We start from the raw sequence: 17,413 nt of genomic DNA, 5'->3' as shown, positions 1-17,413 counted from the left end.
ACTTGCCCATAACTTCACAAAATTCAGAAAACGAATTTTCTATAAGGGGCTAAAAACAAAAGACCGCCTCAAATTGATTTGAGACGGCCTCTTTCAGTTTTAACAAGGTAATGCATTTATTCAGCACCATCCGTCTTAGCCCTCGCCACGGCATATCCGCCGATCTTATGTCCGGAGGAAAGCCCTACTTCGCAGTCGAAACGATAGTGGATCAAACCGTAAATACGGGATACCGATGCTTCGGAAGCCATATCATCGACTTCTTTCTTGCTATTCGGGAAAATATGCGCCAGTACTTCCGCAGCCGCACCCGAGAATGTAGAGTGGCCCGAGGTGTAAGACGGGAAGTTAGGTAACCCGACGGACGTTTTGACCTTGCTGCTCATCTGGTTAGGCCGTGGGTAGTAATAGTAATATTTCACATCCCAGCAGCAAATGCCGGCATCCTGCATGGTAGTACCCAGCAATGCAAGCGCGCGCGCCGTGCGGACTTCGCTGTATTTGTTTTCATGACACAATGCTGCGCCTTTTCTGTGCCAGTGTCCGGGAGGCGTGTAGCTACCCACGCCGTCGGACCAGAAGCTCGCGATACGCGCCTGCTCACGTGTCTGGTTTTTGGCGATATGAAGCAATTCGTTCATGTCTTTCTGGAATGCCGGGCTGCCGATGATCGGCGGCGCTTCGGGGCGCAATGCCACCACGGTTGCCGAATCGAAGTTCCATGGTTTTACGAAGCCGTAAGTAGGGAGCATAGGAGGGCGAGGTGGAAATTCCTGGCTTAGCCAAGGCTCTGTAACACCTATTTTCCGGGCATTCGCAATCATTGCGGTGGTCATCGCCTGGCCGTTGGCAGCACTCATTTTGTCGGTTCTTGCGCGTGCCATAATTTTCGCGCCGACAGCTTTACCCAAATCGGAGCCCGCCAGGATATCGCTTTCGACATTCATACCGGCCGCGATTCTGCTCTGCTTATGTTCGGCCAGTTTGGCTTCCAGGAACGGTACTTCGCCGGGGAACATTGCTTTCAGGATCACAACCGAAACTTCGGCCACCACGGCATCCTCGGACGGATATGACGGAAGGTCGCTTACCGGCAGCAGCGTTTTGATGGAAGTGTCGTTTTTAGAAGGCGCCTTGCGGTTGTATTTAAACTTGTAGTTCCACGCAGCTACGAGCGCGTCGTATTGTGCCACGCTCAGGTATGCGAGTGCGCGCGCCGCGTAAGGCGGGTTGGCAAACGGGAATTTCGGATCTTGCAGTGGGTTATTGGCGTCGGGCAATGGGTATTTACCGTCTGCATTGGAAGCCGGCGGGCTATTATAGCGCGCGCATAGTTCGCGGGCAATTTCGTTCCACCGGTACACGGCCCCGGTTCCCCAATAGTTTATCTGTTCGCGTTGCTGGGGCGTTACGGCATCGGTGGCGTCTTTCAGCTTTTTGAGCTCCGCTTTGTAGTCGTCGGAAGCCGCTTCTTTGGGTTGCGCAACGGCGATTTCTTCGGATGAAGCCAATACATAGGGTTTCCATTTGCCTGCATTTTCGTCCAGGCTGGAAGGCGTGTTGATACCCACGGTGGGTTCATCGACCGTCTTGGAGCAGGACCATAGCATCGTCACCGCCATCGCCGGTATTACAAGCCGGGTGATCGATTGCCGAAGGGAAGTATAATTCATTTTCATTGTCTTCTGTCGTAAATATTAGTTTTTAGCTTCTTTGGCGTAACGGAATTGGTATAGTACGCCAACTGTAAATGCGGTGCTCTGGCCTACATTCTGCCCCGAAAGCACATACGATGCGCGCGCAATGCCGCCGATGTTCTTCGGCTGGAACTTCGCATAGACGCCTGCCACGCTCGCTTTCATATTGTTGGTAGGAAAGGGCATATCGTTGCGACGAATGTTGTCGCCACCGTCACAGGCTCCGTGTTCGAAGAATGCTTCGGCCTGGATGGCTTTTTTGAGATAACCCAGCCTCGCCGATGCGTCGTAAGCATTGGGTACCGATACTTTGTTGGTGTTGTACAACTTGTCATCAGCCTGGTATGAATCGCGATCGACAGTGATCTTACTCCTGAAAATGTAGGATGCGGAAGCGGTGAGGTAAATGCCGCTTTCGTGGCGATAGCTGGCAAGCAAGCGGGCGGTAGCTGTTTTGCATTGGATACCGATGGACATCGGGAGGAAGTCAGGAACGTAGTTGGTAGCCGGAATAGATGCGCCACCGATGGCGTGCAACGAGAATCCCGATTTGTTCAGAAAACGGTATTTCAACCAGAGCGAAGCATCCTGGAAGCCTTTCTGCCACATGAGGTTACCCGTGCTGGCGCGTGTCCACACATACGGCAAGGCCACGATGGCGTTGAAGTCTTTGGTGATACCTACTGCGAGCATCGGCATTACATTTTGCGTAGTATGCGTCCCGATGTTGAGGTTTTTACGTTTCAAAGAATTTTCCCAGTACTCGTCCCACGAGCTGTGCGTGTAGGAAACTGCCAGACAGGCCGTCTTTTTGCCCATGTAAATGGCATCGTTCGGCATTTGGGCGTAAGCGGAGGATAGCGAGCCGGCGGTGGCCAGCAAGATGCCAAGCAGCCGCAGCCCTTTTTGGTGTAAAGAATGCATCATAGATTATATATTAATTAGGTATTCTACCTGTTGATGGGTACAGAAACTGTTGCATAGCACTTTCGGATCAGGTGGTCTGTCCGTGAAAGCATTATGAGTCGGGAAACGGCGCTAAGCTTGTTCGGGTGGCGGGGATGCCAGTGAAGTTTGATACGGCAGGTAGTGCGGTGCCGTGTAATGGCTAATGACTGAGGACCTGGTTTCAAACACAATGGCTTCGGACCGGACCGGGAATGGCTGTGTGTTTGGAAGGTAGATGGTCAAAAGGCTGCTCAGAAGCTGCATGGCTTTGCCGTAAGGGCTTTCCGGGACGTCGGTTTGCGGATCGTTCAGCACCTGAATGGCGTTGGCGAGCTCGAAAAAATGGTCACGCGCAGCTTCGTTGGATTGCAGCGTCACATAAAGCGTATCATTTTCGTGAAATACCTGGGTAGGGTTATAAAACTGCCAGCCCTGGCGCACCAGCCCTTCGATGTTTTCGGTGATTTCGAGATTACCTGAATAAGGTAATGACGGGAGATACATTTTCAAGATCTTTTCCTCTGCTGGTCCGCAGGAAGTAGCGATCTGGTAGTCTTTTTCGAAGAAAAGAACAGCAAGGCTCAGCCCAAACATGTTGTTGAGCAGCAATGCCAGTAACCCTATCGACGCCAGTCTTCTCAATTCTTAAAGAGGATTTATAACCAAATGTAATCATTTTAGATACATATAAACAAGCCCCTTCTAAATCATTAAAACCCTCATTTACTGCAAAATATAGTAACCAATGGTTATTTATAATAGGATAAACAGGCTATTTATTTGGATTTCAGAGGTATGTACAACGGCTTGGGAATAACGGCCGTCAAAAATTGCTATCTTGACCCCACGATCATTCCCACCGAAAGCCATGCGAATCTACCCATCTCTGTCTGAGCTTTTTAAGCGAAACGTTCCGCTCCTTTTTCTTGCGATTTGCGGCTTTTCACAGGATAATGCATTTACCCAAAAAGATTTTGAAAAACTGAAACCTATCGTCGGAACCTGGCTTAATAAACGCACGCGAGGCGACATTTACGAAACCTGGGTGCGAAAGGGAGAAAGGGAATTTACAGGGATGAGCTACACGGTGGCAAATGGTGATACCACCCCCCTGGAAAGGGTGCGCCTGTACATTCAGGCCCAAGAGATCGTTTACGCGCCGGTGGCTGCGGGGCAGAACGACGAGAAGGAAGTTTTGTTTAAACTAAAAACCATAGAGGGTAACCGTTTCGTGTTTGAAAACCTGCAACACGATTTCTCCAAGCGCATTGTCTACGACTTCCGGTCGAGCGACTCGCTATATGCGCATATCGAAGGCGAAATGCAGTCCAAGCAGCGCAGAATCGATTATCCTTACCGAAGAATACATTAATTAATCACCTGTTTACACCATGAAAAGATCAGAGATCGTACCGATGCCCCGTTTTTTTGACAGATACATTAACCTGATCGACGATATCGACCTTTTTGAAGGCTTCGCGAGATACACGCCGGAGCACGTGTTTGCAGAAACCGAGAAGCTTGCAGCACTCGGCGACCATGTTTATGCCGAAGGAAAATGGACGGCAAAGGACATTTTGCAGCACGTGATCGATAATGAGCGCATTATGGCTTACCGCGCATTACGGTTTTCCAGAAACGATAGAACACAGCTGCCGGGTTACGAGGAGGAGATCCTGGCCGCAAATACCACAGCCGCTCACCGGACGATCGATGATCTGATGGACGAGTTCAGCGAGCTTCGCCGGAGTACCATTACTTTGTTTAAAAACATGGATGCAACCATGCTGACACGCGTCGGCAATGCTAACCAGACCGAAATTACCCCGTTAGCGCTGGGTTTTGTGATCCTCGGGCACCCGGTTCACCACATGAATGTGCTACGCGAACGCTATTTCCCGCTGCTTTAAACGCCGGCCAGCTGATCGAGCGCTTCTTCCACCTTGGTTACCGGCAACTGGCAGGTTTTGTCGTAACATACATAAATCGCCGTTTTGGCATTGATGTCGGTCCGGTTCTGCAATAGCGGCAGGGTGGAGGAGGTGCTTGTTCCCATCACAATTTTGTTGGGTATGAAAAAGCGGTCGAAATCCTTGCGCATGGCGTCCGCATCGCCGCCTACGATCGCTATTTCGGCGGTAGGAACGGCGCGCAGGCAATACAATGCGGCCCAGTTGGTCACCCATTGCACATCGGCCAGGAGTAACTTGGTCATTTTCGAGAGCATATTGTCCGCGATTTCGAGGTAATTGTCGCGGTCCAGCATTTTGCCCAGAATGTAAAGGTTATGGGCCATCATCGAGTTGGAAGCGGGAATTACATTGTCGAAAAGCTCTTTTTTGCGTGCAATGAGCGCTTCTCCGTAGGCATCTGTGAAATGGAAAAAGCCCTCCGACTGGTCGAAGAAGTTGCTGATCGTGTAGTCGGCCAGTTCCTGCGCCTTGTGCAGCCATTCTTCTTCAAATGTGACCTGGTAAAGTCCCAGATACCCATCGACTACCGCTGCATAATCTTCCAGAAAGCCCGTTACTGTTGCAATGCCATTTTTATAACTGTGGTTCAGGCGATTGCCCGTCGTCATTTTTTCGGCGATGAAATGGCCTGTCGCAATGGCCAGATCGCGGATTTCTTCGTGCCCCAATGCGCGGTAGGAATCCGTCAAGCCTTTGATCAGGAGCCCGTTCCAGGAGGCAAGGATTTTGTCGTCAAGCCCTGGCCGTATCTTCGAACGGCGCGCTTCCGCCAGTTTTTTCAATGCATTTTCATACAATGCAGGAAAATCATCGGCTTGAATGCCGGCTGTTCTGGCGGCATATTCCAGAGGCTCGGTCAAATGCAGATGGTTGTAACCGTGCTCCCAGTTTCCGTGCCTGGATATTTTGTAAAGTTTTGAAAACCAGTTGAAATCTTCTCCTAATGCGGCTTTGAGCTCTTCCTCGGTCCAGATGTAGAATTTGCCTTCTATACCCTCGCTATCTGCATCCAATGCGGAGAAAAAGCCGCCGTCCGGGCTGCGCATTTCGTCCGAAAGCCATTGAACCGTCTGTTCGATGCGGTTTGCGTAAAGCGGGTTTTGGGTCAAAGAGTAAGCTTCGGCATACACACTCAGCAGCTGACCGTTGTCGTAAAGCATTTTCTCGAAATGGGGGATAAACCAGTCCTCGTCCACCGAGTACCGTGCCCAGCCGCCACCCACGTGGTCGTAAATGCCGCCGAGCGCAATGCGGTTCAATGAAAGTTCAATTTGCGCCAGCGCTTCTGGGTTCTGGCTGATATCGAAATAGCGCAGCAGAAATTTATAAATCGAAGGCATCATAAACTTCGGCGCACGGTCCATACCACCTTTTTGCGTGTCGAAATGCCGCTGGATCTGCTCGAACATCGAGTCCGCATCATTGCGGTTGAACGGAACGGTCGCATTCACAAGGCCGTATTTCTGGCTCTCGGAAGCCACCATATTTTCTACAAAACCTTCCGCGGAACTTGCCAGCTCGTCGTAATGGTTGGTGAATGCCTGATTTATGCTTTTCAAAAGCTGCACCCAGTTCTGCGGCGGCAGGTAGGTAACCCCGTAAAAAGGCTTGGTATCGGGCAGCAGGAACACATTCAGTGGCCATCCCCCGCGTACGCCCATGGCCTGCACAGCGTCCATGTACACGGCGTCCACGTCCGGCCGCTCTTCCCGGTCGACTTTAATGCACACGAAATACTCGTTCATAACCTCGGCGATCGGCTCTTTTTCGAAACACTCGCGCTCCATCACGTGGCACCAGTGGCAAGCCGAATAGCCGATACTGACCAGGATAGGCTTGTTTTCGGTTTTGGCTTTGGTCAATGCTTCCTCACCCCACGGGTACCAATCTACCGGGTTATGGGCGTGTTGAAGTAAATATGGGCTGGTTTGTTGACTGAGTCGGTTCATAGCAATGCGGGTAGCGGCTATTGCAGGATCACTACCTTTTTAATGACAGTTCGGTTATCGGTGGTAAAGCGGGCAAAATACATGCCAGCCGATAGTTTCGGGAGCGTAATCGTCGTCTTCGTTTCGCCGGCGAAAGCTTTCAGTTTTTGTTGCATGAAAATCTGCCCTTTACTGTTGGTCAATGCAAAATCAACATCCGTAACGCCATTAACCCCTGCTAATGCAACATTCAATTCCTGCGCCGCCGGGTTCGGATATACATTCACCATATCCAGCGACGGTTCTACGCCATTCACAGAGTCGTTCAGGTCGAATTTGCAGAGAAACACTTCCTTTCCTTTCAAAGTAATGTTGCGGGCCCAGTTCTGATACGAAACCGTGATGGAAGTGGTGGCATTGTCGTCGGCATAAGGGTTTTGTGCTGCGATCAGGATATTATTTCCTTTTACAATACCACGCCAAACCGGGTTTTGCTGCTCCATATTATCCCGCGCGGGCATCGGGATCACGAGCTGATAGTTGCCTTCCAGCATGTCTTTGAATTGCGAGAGGCGGTACAACCCGTAAATGAAATGTTCATAAGGCGTATAATTCTCCTGCCGTTCGGCCGATATAAACGGGTTTTCCCAAAGCCAGAGGCCCTTTGCGCCGGAAAAGAAAGGGAAAATAGCAGTGGCTTCTGCCATGAAGTTGGTGATCAGTGGGGTGTTTTTGTCGTAGCTGTCGTGCACGCGCAGCCATACGAACGGGATGATCGGCTTGTCGCTCCATGCTGCATTCACTTCAATGCTGAACAGCAGGTAGGAGAGGTAATCCTTGCCGATCGGGTGATCGTAACCGTAATAGTAATACGGCGAGGGCGAAAGGAAGTCCATCGCATTATAGAAGCTTCCGCCGATTTTGCCGGCATTGTCCTGCACGAGGTAGTGCGTACGCGCCAGGTTGGTGGTCCAGTCCTGCCAGCTGTTGGTGGTGATGTTCAGCCAGGTATTGCGGATGGGCACATCGCTGTAACTCGTCAATGCCGCTTTCACACCTTTCAGCCGGAGGCGGTTGGCGGCCTCGGTATACCACCAGCGAATGTCCCTTTTATAAGCTGCGATGAAATCGGCGTCCGAAAGGTTGCGGTAATTTTGCGGGATCTGGGTATTGGATTTCAATGCAAGAATGTCGCGGTCCTCGCGCTGCATCCGCTCGATGTCGAGGCATACGACGTCGAGATTGGTAATCGTGCTCGCATAAGCGTCCCAATAGCTGCGATATGCAGCGGTATCATTGCCCCAGGGGCTTCTGAGCGTATTGTCGGCCCACGGCTGGTTCCCGCTCGACGTAGCCACGGCGTACCAGAGCGCCGCCAGCTGGCTTGGCTGCAATGAACCGGGCTCTGGTCCGCTGAATGCGGCGAGGTGGTTGAAACCGTGTTTTAATGGCTGGGATTGCGTATCGCCAAAGCGCGGGCCGCTGTAAATCATTTTGAATGGAAGCGAAAACTCTGGAAACTTGCTCCATTCGATGTTATTATTGGTCGTAACCGGGTTTAGCACATAACCGGGCTGACAATTCTGACTGTGAGCGCTTAACGAAATGAGCAGTATACTCAGAAATGCGCTGAAAAATGCCTTTGAATAGATGTTTGTATAGTGAGCCATAAGATTAGACCAGACAAATTCGTTACTTTTGCAATGTCGCCAATTTCATTTTTCCGAGACGCGTAGTCGGTGACACGACCGCAAATCAGCGACGTCAGACAGTTCATCAGAGGAAATTGCCTTGAAACGTAAAATACAATCAACATGAAACGACTACTCCTTTTTGTTCCAGTCCTGTTTTTTTCGCTCTTAGCGATCAGCTGCGAGAACAAAGATAAGAACGAAACGCCTGAGCCGACCGGGAAGAATAAAATACTGGTTAATTATCCTTGGCGCATGTCTACCGTGACGGATTTGTCGGGAAAGGACATTCCTAAAAACCAGCTGAGCACGGACACGAAGTACATTCTGGAAATGGACATTCAGTTCCAGCAAAACGCGACGGTGAAGGCATTGGATCAAAATTCAAGTCAGGTTCTCAACGGCGGAACCTGGTATCTTATCAACGACGAGAAATCATTGGATATTAAGATTATTGGGTTCTCGGGAGAATTTGGATTGGAAGAGTTGACTAACAGCAGAATGAAACTGAAAAGCAAGATGCCGGTAAATGGCGTGGATCAGGAGGCCATCATGGTTTTCCAGCCTGTGATCAAGTAACCGGTGGTGTGATATACAATTTATAGCGAAAAGCGGCGGATAAAATCTGCCGCTTTTCTTATTTTGTGCAAATTTTTTTGAATGAAAAAGAACATCCCCTCCATTATCAACGCGTGGTGCATGTACGACTGGGCCAATTCGGTGCACGCATTGGTGATCGTTTCCAGCATCTTTCCCGTTTATTTCAGCGCAACCGCATTAAGCGCGTCCGGTACGCCGGATGTCAATTTTTTCGGGACGCAAATCAAAAGCTCGGTACTTTTTTCCTACACCGTTTCCGTTTCGTTCCTGATCACCGCATTGCTCGTGCCCATTTGCACGGCCATCGCCGATTTTACGGGCAAGAAAAAGCGGTTCATGCAATTTTTCTGCTACACGGGCGCGGTGAGCTGTATGCTGCTGTATTTTTTTACCAAAGAAACATTGATCTCCGGGGTATTCCTTTTCGGCCTCAGCCTGATCGGATGGAGCGGCAGCATCGTTTTTTATGATTCATATCTGCCCGAAATCGCCACCGAGGACCGCTTTGATAAGTACAGCGCACGGGGTTTTTCGCTGGGCTATCTGGGGAGTGTTTTGCTGTTGCTTTTCAATTTAAGTATGATCCTGGCGCCGCAATTCTACGGCATTACTCAAAAATCGCTTCCGGCGCGCATATCGTTTTTTACCGTAGGCTTATGGTGGATTCTGTTTGCGCAAATTCCTTTTTACTACCTGCCTTCCGGCAATGCGGATAAGGAAAAGAGCGGAAACTGGATATTTCATGGTTTTAGGGAGCTGAGAAAAGTTTACGGACGCCTGCGTGAGCAACCTTATCTCGCCAAATTTCTCAGTGCATTCTTCATTTACACTATGGGCCTGCGCACGGTCATGTACGTAGCGACGATTTTTGGTGCTACCGAGCTGAAATTGCCTTCGCAAAGCTTGATCATCACCGTGCTGCTGATACAGCTGGTAGGCATTGCGGGCTCTTACACCTTTGCGTGGCTATCGGGTAAAATCGGTAACATTTATGCATTGATGATCGGTGTCGCTATCTGGATCGGCATTTGTACGGGAGCCTACTACACCACCGAGGCGATGGAATTTTACATGATTGCCTGCACCGTAGGCATGGTAATGGGCGGCATTCAGTCGCTTTCAAGATCTACCTATTCCAAACTGATTCCTGAAAATGTCACCGATACCGCGTCGTATTTCAGCTTTTACGATGTGACTGAGAAACTGGCGATCGTGATCGGTACATTTATATATGGTACTGTTGAGCAACTTACGGGCAGCATGCGCAACAGCATTCTGGCGCTACTGATTATTTTCGTGATCGGGCTGATGTTGCTCTACCGTATCCCGTCGCGCAAAGTTTACCACTTCGAATTGGATCGTAATAAAAATTGATTTAATATCGCAGCCTCAACCGGAGCCCCGGCAGAGGCTGCAAAGGATGTTAGCTCAGCTGGTTCAGAGCGCCGCCTTGACAGGGCGGAGGTCAGCGGTTCGAACCCGCTACGTCCTACAAATGCAAAGGCTTGTATATCGCTGATATGCAAGCCTTTTTTGTTTCCGTTCTTAATTCATTGCTCGCATTATCATTTCCGTATTGCATATTACGCCCTTCTCTTTGCATAAAATTTCAATAACCAGAGTTTTATTATTATTTTAAAAAGACGAAGCTGAGTACTCATTTGAAATTCTGGATTGCATTACGATTATGTTGGAATTGACCGAGCGCCAATGGGCGTTGTTTGATTATGTGAAGGAAATGCACGGCGCACAGAAACGTAAATATACCGGTGCGCCGTATTACACGCATTTGCTGAGTGTCGCCGATCGGGTTGAACAGTATGTGCAGCATGGTTATGAAACGGAAATAGCGCTCTGCCACGACCTGATCGAGGATACCGAATGCTCGCTGGCCGATCTGTCGTACAAACTAATGGGAATTGGTTATAACATCGAGGAAGACGAAGTGATCCTGGCCGCTGTGGATGATTTGACCGACAAATACACGACCGAAAAATATCCTTCCCTCAACAGGGCGCAGCGGAAGGAGTTGGAAAGTGTGCGCATTATGGCGTCGCGGCCGATCGCACAGACGGTAAAATATGCCGATATTATCGATAATATGCTGTCGCTGGCCGAGCATGACCCGGGTTTCGCCCGTGTGTATGCGCGCGAAGTGGATAATTATTTATGGAAGATCAATACGGGAAATCCTCAACTTTATGCCGCATGCTGCCAGCTTTTGACGGAAGTGAAAGGGAAACTCGGGATATAAAAAAGCCTGCCTCATTTGCATGGGGCAGGCTTTCATGATATGGTAGCTTAATTAAAGCGTCCGTTTTACTTCGCGCAGCTCGAAACTTTCGATGATATCACCGATTTCGATGTCGTTGTAGTTTTTAACACTTAAACCACATTCATAACCGTTTCTCACTTCCTGAACGTCGTCTTTGTAACGTTTCAGCGAGTCGATTTCACCGGTGTAAAGTACGATACCGTCGCGGATCACGCGGATTTTGTTGTTACGTTTCACATAACCATCCGTCACGTAGCAACCAGCAATGGTACCAATGCGGCTGATCTTGAACACCTCGCGGATTTCGATGTTTCCGGTGATGATCTCTTCGATAGTCGGAGCCAACATACCGGTCATTGCATCCTTGATCTCTTCGATCGCCTGGTAAATGACCGAATAGTGGCGGATCTCGATCTGATCCTGCTCGGCCATTTTCTTCGCATTCGAAGAAGGACGAACCTGGAATCCGACGATGATCGCATCGGAAGCAATCGCAAGGTTGACATCAGATTCGGAAATCTGACCTACCGCCTTGTGAATGATATTTACCTGAACTTCGGAAGTCGAAAGTTGCAGCAATGAATCGGAAAGTGCTTCTACCGAACCATCCACGTCACCTTTTACGATCAGGTTCAGCTCGCGGAAGGTACCAATCGCCTTACGACGGCCAATCTCTTCCAGCGTAATGTGCTTGCGTGTCCGGATCGATTGCTCGCGCTGGATCTGCTCACGTTTGGTAGCAATGTCACGCGCATCACGCTCGTTTTCGAAGACGTTGAAACGATCACCTGCCTGAGGCGCGCCATTCAAACCGAGTAGCTGTACCGGCATGGATGGACCCGCTGTTTTGAGGCGTTTTCCGAGGTAATCGGTCATCGCTTTCACTTTACCGAAATGCGCACCGGCCAATACCACGTCTCCAACCTTCAATGTACCGGTCTGAACGAGGATAGTCGTTACATATCCGCGGCCTTTATCAAGCGACGCTTCTACAACCGTTCCCATCGCACGACGGTCCGGATTGGCTTTCAGTTCAAGCAATTCTGCTTCGAGCAATACTTTTTCAAGCAGTTCATCGATACCCAGACCTGATTTGGAAGAGATTTCCTGGGTTTGGTATTTACCACCCCATTCTTCCACCAAAAGGTTCATATTCGCCAGCTCTTCGCGGATTTTCTCGGTGTTTGCACCGGCCTTGTCCACTTTACTGAATGCAAATACGATAGGGACACCGGCTACCTGTGCGTGGTTGATCGCCTCGCGGGTTTGCGGCATGACGCTGTCGTCCGCTGCGATCACGATGATAACCACGTCGGTGATTTTCGCACCACGTGCACGCATCGCGGTAAATGCTTCGTGACCCGGCGTATCGAGGAATGTTACCGGCTTGCCGGTTTTGGTTTTAACGCTATATGCACCAATGTGCTGGGTGATACCTCCGGCCTCGCCGCTCGCTACGTTTTCCTGACGGATGTAATCGAGGAGCGATGTTTTACCGTGGTCAACGTGACCCATGATCGTTACGATCGGTGCTCTTTCTTTCAGGCTTGCTTCGTCGTCGACTTCTTCCTGAACGTCGTTTTGTACTTCTTCTTCCGCAGAAATAAAGGCTACTTCAAAGCCAAATTCGTCGGCAATGAAGGTAATGGCTTCCGCATCGAGGCGCTGGTTGATCGAAACGAACATACCCATGCTCATACACACCGAGATTACCTCCTGCACCGTCACGTCCATCAGGGACGCCAGGTCGTTCGCAGAAACGAACTCGGTTACGCGCAATACCTTTGTTTCCTCGTCTCCGAAGCCGTTTGGATCGTTCTGATCTCCGCGGTCGCGGCGGCGGTTACCTTTTCCTCTGGCCATACCTTTGGTGTTACCACCTCCCATACGGGCCATTGTTGCCTTGATATTGTCAGCAACTTCCTTGTCGGAAACCTCCTCGCGGCGGCCGCCTCTGCGGTTGTTGTTGCTGTTATTACCGCCACGGTTACCTTGTCCACCCTGCGCCGGACGTTGTCCGCCGCCTTGCTGGTTACCTCCCTGGGTTGTATTCCCCGGTGTGTTAGGACGGCTGCGGTTCGCATCGGTGCCACCGGTAGTGGTGTTTGTAGTGGTAGCACCTGGTGTTGCATTCGCATCGGCAGGCCGGTTTTCACCGGGAGCCGCTGCTCCGTCGCGGATTCTTTTTCTTTTTCTACGGCGTTTCTTATCAGCGGCATTGTCGCTGGAAGCCACCGGATCTTTCTTCTTATTCGTAGGGAGCTCGATTTTTCCAACTACCCGTAATCCTCTGAGTTGTTCGCCACGCGCCTCGATCAGTTGCGATTCGCCGGCAGGCTGTTCTTCGGTGCTGCTGGTGGCTTCGGGAGCAGCAGGAGCCGCTGCCGGAGGCGTGCTTGCCGCGGGTGCTGCAACCGGTTTTTCAGCAACGGGTGCCGTTTCTTTCGGCTCGGCCGGCGCTGCGGGTTTAGTTTCCGCAGGTGCTGCCTGGCGTGGCTCTTCCTTCGCTGGGGCTTCGGCGGCCGGCGTTACTGCGGCGGCAGGTGTTTGGGCAACTGGTGCCGCAGGCGCAGCAGGTGTTTCTTTCACAGGAGCTTCGACAGGCTTTTCCTTCACAGGTTCAGGCTGGGTTGCTACCGGTTTCACTTCTTCTTTCACAACCGGTGCTGCCGGCTCGGCCTTAGGCGTTTCTGCCACCACTTCCTTAGGAGCTTCCGCTTTCGGCTGCTCCTCGGTTGCAGACTGTTGTACTACCGGTCGTTTTGCATCCAGGTCGATTTTGCCTACTACCTTGATACCTGGGAGTTTATTTTCAAAAGCAGGCTGTGGCTCGTTTGCAGCAGGTTTTTCTTCTGCAACAGGCTTTTCCTCAGCTTTCGGTGTATTTCTGAAATATAGAATTCCCTCCACATCGCTTTTCACTTTGTCCTCCTTTACTTCAATCGGCGCTTCCACGGGCGGAGCAGCCGGTTTTTGTGTCAGGGATGATCTCAGCTCATTCGATTTGAAGTCCTTCGCAAGAAACTCGATTTGATCGGCATTAATTTTGGTATTCGGATTAGTTTCCACCTTATACCCCTTGGCAGACAGATGATCCACGATCGTAGTAATACCCACGTTCAGGATCCGTGCCACTTGGCTAAGGCGCATCATTTTATCTTCTGCCATATTAGCAATTTAGTAGAATAAGGTTTTGCATTGATTGCGGAGCTGTTTTGTGCAGCTCCACGGGTTAATATTATTCAAATTCTTTCCGCAGAATATCGAGCACTTCCTCGACAGTCGCTTCTTCAAGGTCGGTGCGTCGTACGAGCTCTTCCTTGCTGAGTGCCAATACGCTTTTCGCTGTATCGAGACCGATTTTGTGCAATTCGTCGATGATCCATTCGTCGATTTCATCCGAGAATTCGGTCAAATCAACGTCTTCGTCATTTTGTTCTTCGATATCGCGGAATACGTCGATTTCCATTCCCACCAGTTTGCCGGCCAGCTTGATATTCTGTCCGCCTTTACCGATTGCCAGTGATACCTGGTCTGGTTTGAGGAAAACCGATACGCGCTTTGCGTCGCGGTCAATTTGCATCGAGCTTACTTTCGCTGGGCTCAATGCGCGGCTGATGAGTAGTTCGAGGTTGTCGGTGTAGTTGATAACGTCGATGTTTTCGTTACCCAATTCACGTACAATGGAATGGATACGTGAGCCTTTCATACCTACGCACGCACCCACCGGGTCGATCCTGTCGTCGTATGATTCGACGGCAACTTTGGCACGTTCCCCTGGTTCACGAACAACTTTCCGTACCGAAATGATTCCATCATATATTTCAGGAATTTCCACTTCGAACAATCTTTCGAGGAATACCGGCGATGTTCTCGACAACGTGATCTTGGGTGATCCGTTGTTCATTTCCACTTTATGGATTATCGATTTCACGGATTCGCCTTTGCGGAAACGGTCTTTCGAAATCTGCTCGGTACGCGGCAGCGAGAGTTCGTTACCTTCCGAATCCACGATGATTACCTCGTGTCTCAAAGTCTGGTACACTTCGCCGGTGATCATTTCACCCACCTGATCTTTGTATTTTTCATACATGATCTCTTTTTCCATATCCTTGATCTTCTGGATCAGGGTCTGGCGGGCGGTTTGCACGAGGCGGCGACCGAATTCAACGAGCTTCACTTCTTCGGCAACTTCTTCACCTACTTCAAAGTCACTCTGGATCTTGCGGGCTTCCGCAAGAGGTATTTTATTATATTCCCAGATATCCTCGGAGTTGTCGTCCACGATTTCACGGGTACGCCACATTTCGAGGTCACCGCTTTCCGGGTTGATGATCACATCAAAATTATCATCGGTGCCATATTTCTTGCGAATCATAGTACGAAATACCTCTTCCAAAACACTGATCATCGTGGGACGATCGATGTTCTTAGAGCTTGCGAACTCCGCGAATGACTCAATTAATATTCCGCTATCCATTGCTTAGTTAAAGAATATTTGCTGATACTAAGTTATACATATTATATAATTGATCACAACCGGAAAATGCGATTCCGGCGTTGTGGGTCTATTTAAACGAGATTTCGATCAGTGCCTTGGAAATTTCATCCAGGCCGATCGTCCGCACCAGCGACGCCTCGTCTACCGGTGTTTTCGGTTTTTTCTTGGGGGCGGGAAGCTGGATGGTAATGTTTTCATCACTTGCATCCGTCAGGTTTCCTTGCAGTACTTCGCCGGTTTTCAAAGTGATTTTGAGATTCCGGCCGATATTCTTTTTATACTGGCGTGGCAGCACCAAAGGCTGGTCCAGGCCCGGGGAAGAAACTTCCAGCGTGTATGCGTCTGTGAAAATTTCCAGCTCTTCAAGCTGCTTGGCGAGCCTGCGGCTGATGGAGGTGCATTGCTGGATCGTAATGCCCTCGTCGCTGTCCACGAGGATGGTAACTTTCTGACTTGCCTTGGAGGGTTTCATGACAATGTCTATCAAAAAACAGTCGCCATCTTCCAGAAGCGGGGCCAGCAAAACTTCTAAATGTTCCTTTACGGTCATGTATAAGCTATACAAATAAAAAAGGGGTTTAGACCCCCTCAATCAATCGATCAAAATAGAATAGGATGCAAATATAAAATTATTTTATCATTTCTACAAACATTCAGGGATGTCTTCCAAATCCATATCCTTCGTCTATTTTTGCACAAAAATGCTATTCTGAATCAATGAAGGGGATCAAGAGGTTACTGTGGTTTTTGTATCAATGCTTTGCTTGCTATACCCTGCTGATTTACACACTGATACTGTGGGTGCCGTCGGACGGCTGGGTAGCCGGATTTATGATGATGTCGTTCCCGGCGGTGGTGTTTGTTCATCTGATTTCCATACCGATATGGTTTGTGGTGGAGCGCAAGAAGGCCGTTCTGCCATTGATCCTGTTCGTCGCGGCGGGGTTGTTCCTTTCGAGGACTTACGGGTTCAATGGTTCGGAAAAAACGCCGGCTGACTCCAATGCCCGTAAATTCTCTGTCATGAGCTATAATGTGCACGTTTTTCAAAAATACGGTGCATGGCGGGGAGAAGGCAGGCAGGCGGAAATCAGGGAGATGAAGGCCTGGATAGGGGATAGCGGCGCCGATGTGCTTTGCCTGCCCGAGTATTACGACGAGGATGACACGGTTTTCGATTCGGGAAATTACCTGCGTAAAAGAGGTTACCGGGATGCGGCATACTACCACCGGCGCAAATACGGAAAATCCTACTGGGGGCTTGCCATACTTTCGAAACATCCCATCATCGCCTCGCGCGACACCGTTTTTGAAGCACAAAACGGGATGATCCAGGCAGATATCAAGATCGGACGCGATACCGTGCGCGTAATCGGCCTGCATTTGTACTCGATGACGCTCGGGCTGAGCAAACTGGTGCGGCAAAAAGAAATGGATGGAATAGAAGCCGAAAGCCGCATTACTGTCCGGAAAATGAAAAACGGCTTCCAGCAACGTGCCGGGGAGTTCAGGGTTTTACAGGAATGGATCAAGAATTCGCCGTACCCGGTGCTGGTATGCGGGGATTTTAATGAAGTTCCTTACAGCTACATTTACGGACAACTGCGGAAATCGCTTAAAAGCAGTTTTGAAGAAAAAGGGCAGGGATTTGGCTTTTCCTTCAACCACCTGCCTTACTTCATCCGGATCGATCACCAGTTCTACGACGGTACGCGCCTCTCGGCAGAAGATTTCACGACGTTTTCGAATATCAAATACTCGGATCACTACCCGATCATGGGTACCTACACTTTCAAATAA

General features: G+C 49.9%; 14 protein-coding genes and 1 tRNA gene. 7 read left to right on the top strand and 8 right to left on the bottom strand.

Features of this window, described 5'->3' with window-relative positions; all coding sequences use genetic code 11:
* Positions 1-116: 116 nt before the first annotated feature.
* The 3 genes from BLQ88_RS04385 to BLQ88_RS04375 form a co-directional block, all read right to left on the bottom strand.
* A complete protein-coding gene (locus BLQ88_RS04385; protein ID WP_090147077.1) occupies positions 117-1,679 on the bottom strand; it encodes a vanadium-dependent haloperoxidase in 1,563 nt (520 codons plus the stop codon).
* A gap of 18 nt (positions 1,680-1,697) precedes the next feature.
* Positions 1,698-2,624: a hypothetical protein gene (locus tag BLQ88_RS04380; RefSeq protein ID WP_090147075.1), complete on the bottom strand. Its 927-nt coding sequence runs from the start codon at positions 2,622-2,624 to the stop codon at positions 1,698-1,700.
* A 111-nt stretch (positions 2,625-2,735) separates the two neighbouring features.
* The gene (locus BLQ88_RS04375) at positions 2,736-3,287 is read right to left on the bottom strand and encodes a hypothetical protein (RefSeq protein ID WP_229212570.1); all 552 of its coding nucleotides are present in this window, start codon (positions 3,285-3,287) and stop codon (positions 2,736-2,738) included.
* Positions 3,288-3,513: 226 nt separating this feature from the next.
* On the opposite strand from BLQ88_RS04375, the gene BLQ88_RS04370 reads away from it, so the two are divergent.
* Positions 3,514-4,017, top strand: coding sequence for a DUF6265 family protein (locus BLQ88_RS04370; protein ID WP_090147073.1), 504 nt, complete (start codon positions 3,514-3,516; stop codon positions 4,015-4,017).
* A gap of 19 nt (positions 4,018-4,036) precedes the next feature.
* On the top strand, positions 4,037-4,555 hold the full coding sequence (locus BLQ88_RS04365) for a DinB family protein (protein WP_090147071.1): 519 nt from the start codon (positions 4,037-4,039) through the stop codon (positions 4,553-4,555).
* Here the strand turns inward: BLQ88_RS04365 and BLQ88_RS04360 are convergent.
* Complete coding sequence (locus BLQ88_RS04360) at positions 4,552-6,567, bottom strand: thioredoxin domain-containing protein (RefSeq protein WP_090147069.1); 2,016 nt, start codon at positions 6,565-6,567, stop codon at positions 4,552-4,554. The two genes, BLQ88_RS04365 and BLQ88_RS04360, sit on opposite strands and share 4 nt — an antisense overlap.
* Positions 6,568-6,584: 17 nt before the next feature.
* On the bottom strand, positions 6,585-8,216 hold the full coding sequence (locus BLQ88_RS04355) for a T9SS type A sorting domain-containing protein (protein WP_090147067.1): 1,632 nt from the start codon (positions 8,214-8,216) through the stop codon (positions 6,585-6,587).
* A 144-nt stretch (positions 8,217-8,360) separates the two neighbouring features.
* Between BLQ88_RS04355 and BLQ88_RS04350 the strand changes: the two genes are divergently transcribed.
* The 4 genes from BLQ88_RS04350 (at position 8,361) to BLQ88_RS04335 (ending at position 11,091) form a co-directional block, all read left to right on the top strand.
* A complete protein-coding gene (locus BLQ88_RS04350) occupies positions 8,361-8,816 on the top strand; it encodes a hypothetical protein (protein WP_090147065.1) in 456 nt (151 codons plus the stop codon).
* Positions 8,817-8,897: 81 nt separating this feature from the next.
* The gene (locus BLQ88_RS04345) at positions 8,898-10,211 is read left to right on the top strand and encodes an MFS transporter (RefSeq protein ID WP_090147063.1); all 1,314 of its coding nucleotides are present in this window, start codon (positions 8,898-8,900) and stop codon (positions 10,209-10,211) included.
* 43 nt (positions 10,212-10,254) lie between these two features.
* Positions 10,255-10,329 (top strand) — tRNA-Val (locus tag BLQ88_RS04340).
* 195 nt (positions 10,330-10,524) lie between these two features.
* Positions 10,525-11,091, top strand: a complete 567-nt coding sequence (locus tag BLQ88_RS04335; protein WP_090147061.1) for a bifunctional (p)ppGpp synthetase/guanosine-3',5'-bis(diphosphate) 3'-pyrophosphohydrolase — start codon at positions 10,525-10,527, stop codon at positions 11,089-11,091.
* 51 nt (positions 11,092-11,142) lie between these two features.
* Here BLQ88_RS04335 and infB read toward each other — a convergent pair whose 3' ends face one another.
* The 3 genes from infB to rimP all read right to left on the bottom strand — a co-directional run bounded on the left by infB (position 11,143) and on the right by rimP (position 16,178).
* Complete coding sequence (infB, locus tag BLQ88_RS04330) at positions 11,143-14,280, bottom strand: translation initiation factor IF-2 (protein WP_090147059.1); 3,138 nt, start codon at positions 14,278-14,280, stop codon at positions 11,143-11,145.
* A gap of 70 nt (positions 14,281-14,350) precedes the next feature.
* The gene (gene nusA, locus BLQ88_RS04325) at positions 14,351-15,592 is read right to left on the bottom strand and encodes a transcription termination factor NusA (RefSeq protein ID WP_090147057.1); all 1,242 of its coding nucleotides are present in this window, start codon (positions 15,590-15,592) and stop codon (positions 14,351-14,353) included.
* An 88-nt stretch (positions 15,593-15,680) separates the two neighbouring features.
* Complete coding sequence (rimP, locus tag BLQ88_RS04320; RefSeq protein ID WP_229212569.1) at positions 15,681-16,178, bottom strand: ribosome maturation factor RimP; 498 nt, start codon at positions 16,176-16,178, stop codon at positions 15,681-15,683.
* Positions 16,179-16,330: 152 nt separating this feature from the next.
* Between rimP and BLQ88_RS04315 the strand changes: the two genes are divergently transcribed.
* Positions 16,331-17,413 (top strand): endonuclease/exonuclease/phosphatase family protein, encoded by a 1,083-nt coding sequence (locus tag BLQ88_RS04315; protein WP_090147054.1) that lies wholly within the window; start codon positions 16,331-16,333, stop codon positions 17,411-17,413.

The sequence above is a fragment of the Dyadobacter soli genome, assembly GCF_900101885.1.
Classification (GTDB): domain Bacteria; phylum Bacteroidota; class Bacteroidia; order Cytophagales; family Spirosomataceae; genus Dyadobacter; species Dyadobacter soli.
This window is presented reverse-complemented; position numbering and strand designations above follow the sequence as displayed.

What these genes read in the sequence shown, in the direction of transcription:
- nusA (WP_090147057.1), bottom strand. Translation starts at nt 15,592, where the DNA reads ATGGATAGCGGAATATTAATTGAGTCATTCGCGGAGTTCGCAAGCTCT.
- BLQ88_RS04355 (WP_090147067.1), bottom strand. Translation starts at nt 8,216, where the DNA reads ATGGCTCACTATACAAACATCTATTCAAAGGCATTTTTCAGCGCATTT.
- BLQ88_RS04345 (WP_090147063.1), top strand. Translation starts at nt 8,898, where the DNA reads ATGAAAAAGAACATCCCCTCCATTATCAACGCGTGGTGCATGTACGAC.
- BLQ88_RS04360 (WP_090147069.1), bottom strand. Translation starts at nt 6,567, where the DNA reads ATGAACCGACTCAGTCAACAAACCAGCCCATATTTACTTCAACACGCC.
- BLQ88_RS04350 (WP_090147065.1), top strand. Translation starts at nt 8,361, where the DNA reads ATGAAACGACTACTCCTTTTTGTTCCAGTCCTGTTTTTTTCGCTCTTA.
- infB (WP_090147059.1), bottom strand. Translation starts at nt 14,280, where the DNA reads ATGGCAGAAGATAAAATGATGCGCCTTAGCCAAGTGGCACGGATCCTG.
- BLQ88_RS04335 (WP_090147061.1), top strand. Translation starts at nt 10,525, where the DNA reads ATGTTGGAATTGACCGAGCGCCAATGGGCGTTGTTTGATTATGTGAAG.
- BLQ88_RS04380 (WP_090147075.1), bottom strand. Translation starts at nt 2,624, where the DNA reads ATGATGCATTCTTTACACCAAAAAGGGCTGCGGCTGCTTGGCATCTTG.
- BLQ88_RS04365 (WP_090147071.1), top strand. Translation starts at nt 4,037, where the DNA reads ATGAAAAGATCAGAGATCGTACCGATGCCCCGTTTTTTTGACAGATAC.
- BLQ88_RS04315 (WP_090147054.1), top strand. Translation starts at nt 16,331, where the DNA reads ATGAAGGGGATCAAGAGGTTACTGTGGTTTTTGTATCAATGCTTTGCT.
- BLQ88_RS04370 (WP_090147073.1), top strand. Translation starts at nt 3,514, where the DNA reads ATGCGAATCTACCCATCTCTGTCTGAGCTTTTTAAGCGAAACGTTCCG.
- BLQ88_RS04385 (WP_090147077.1), bottom strand. Translation starts at nt 1,679, where the DNA reads ATGAAAATGAATTATACTTCCCTTCGGCAATCGATCACCCGGCTTGTA.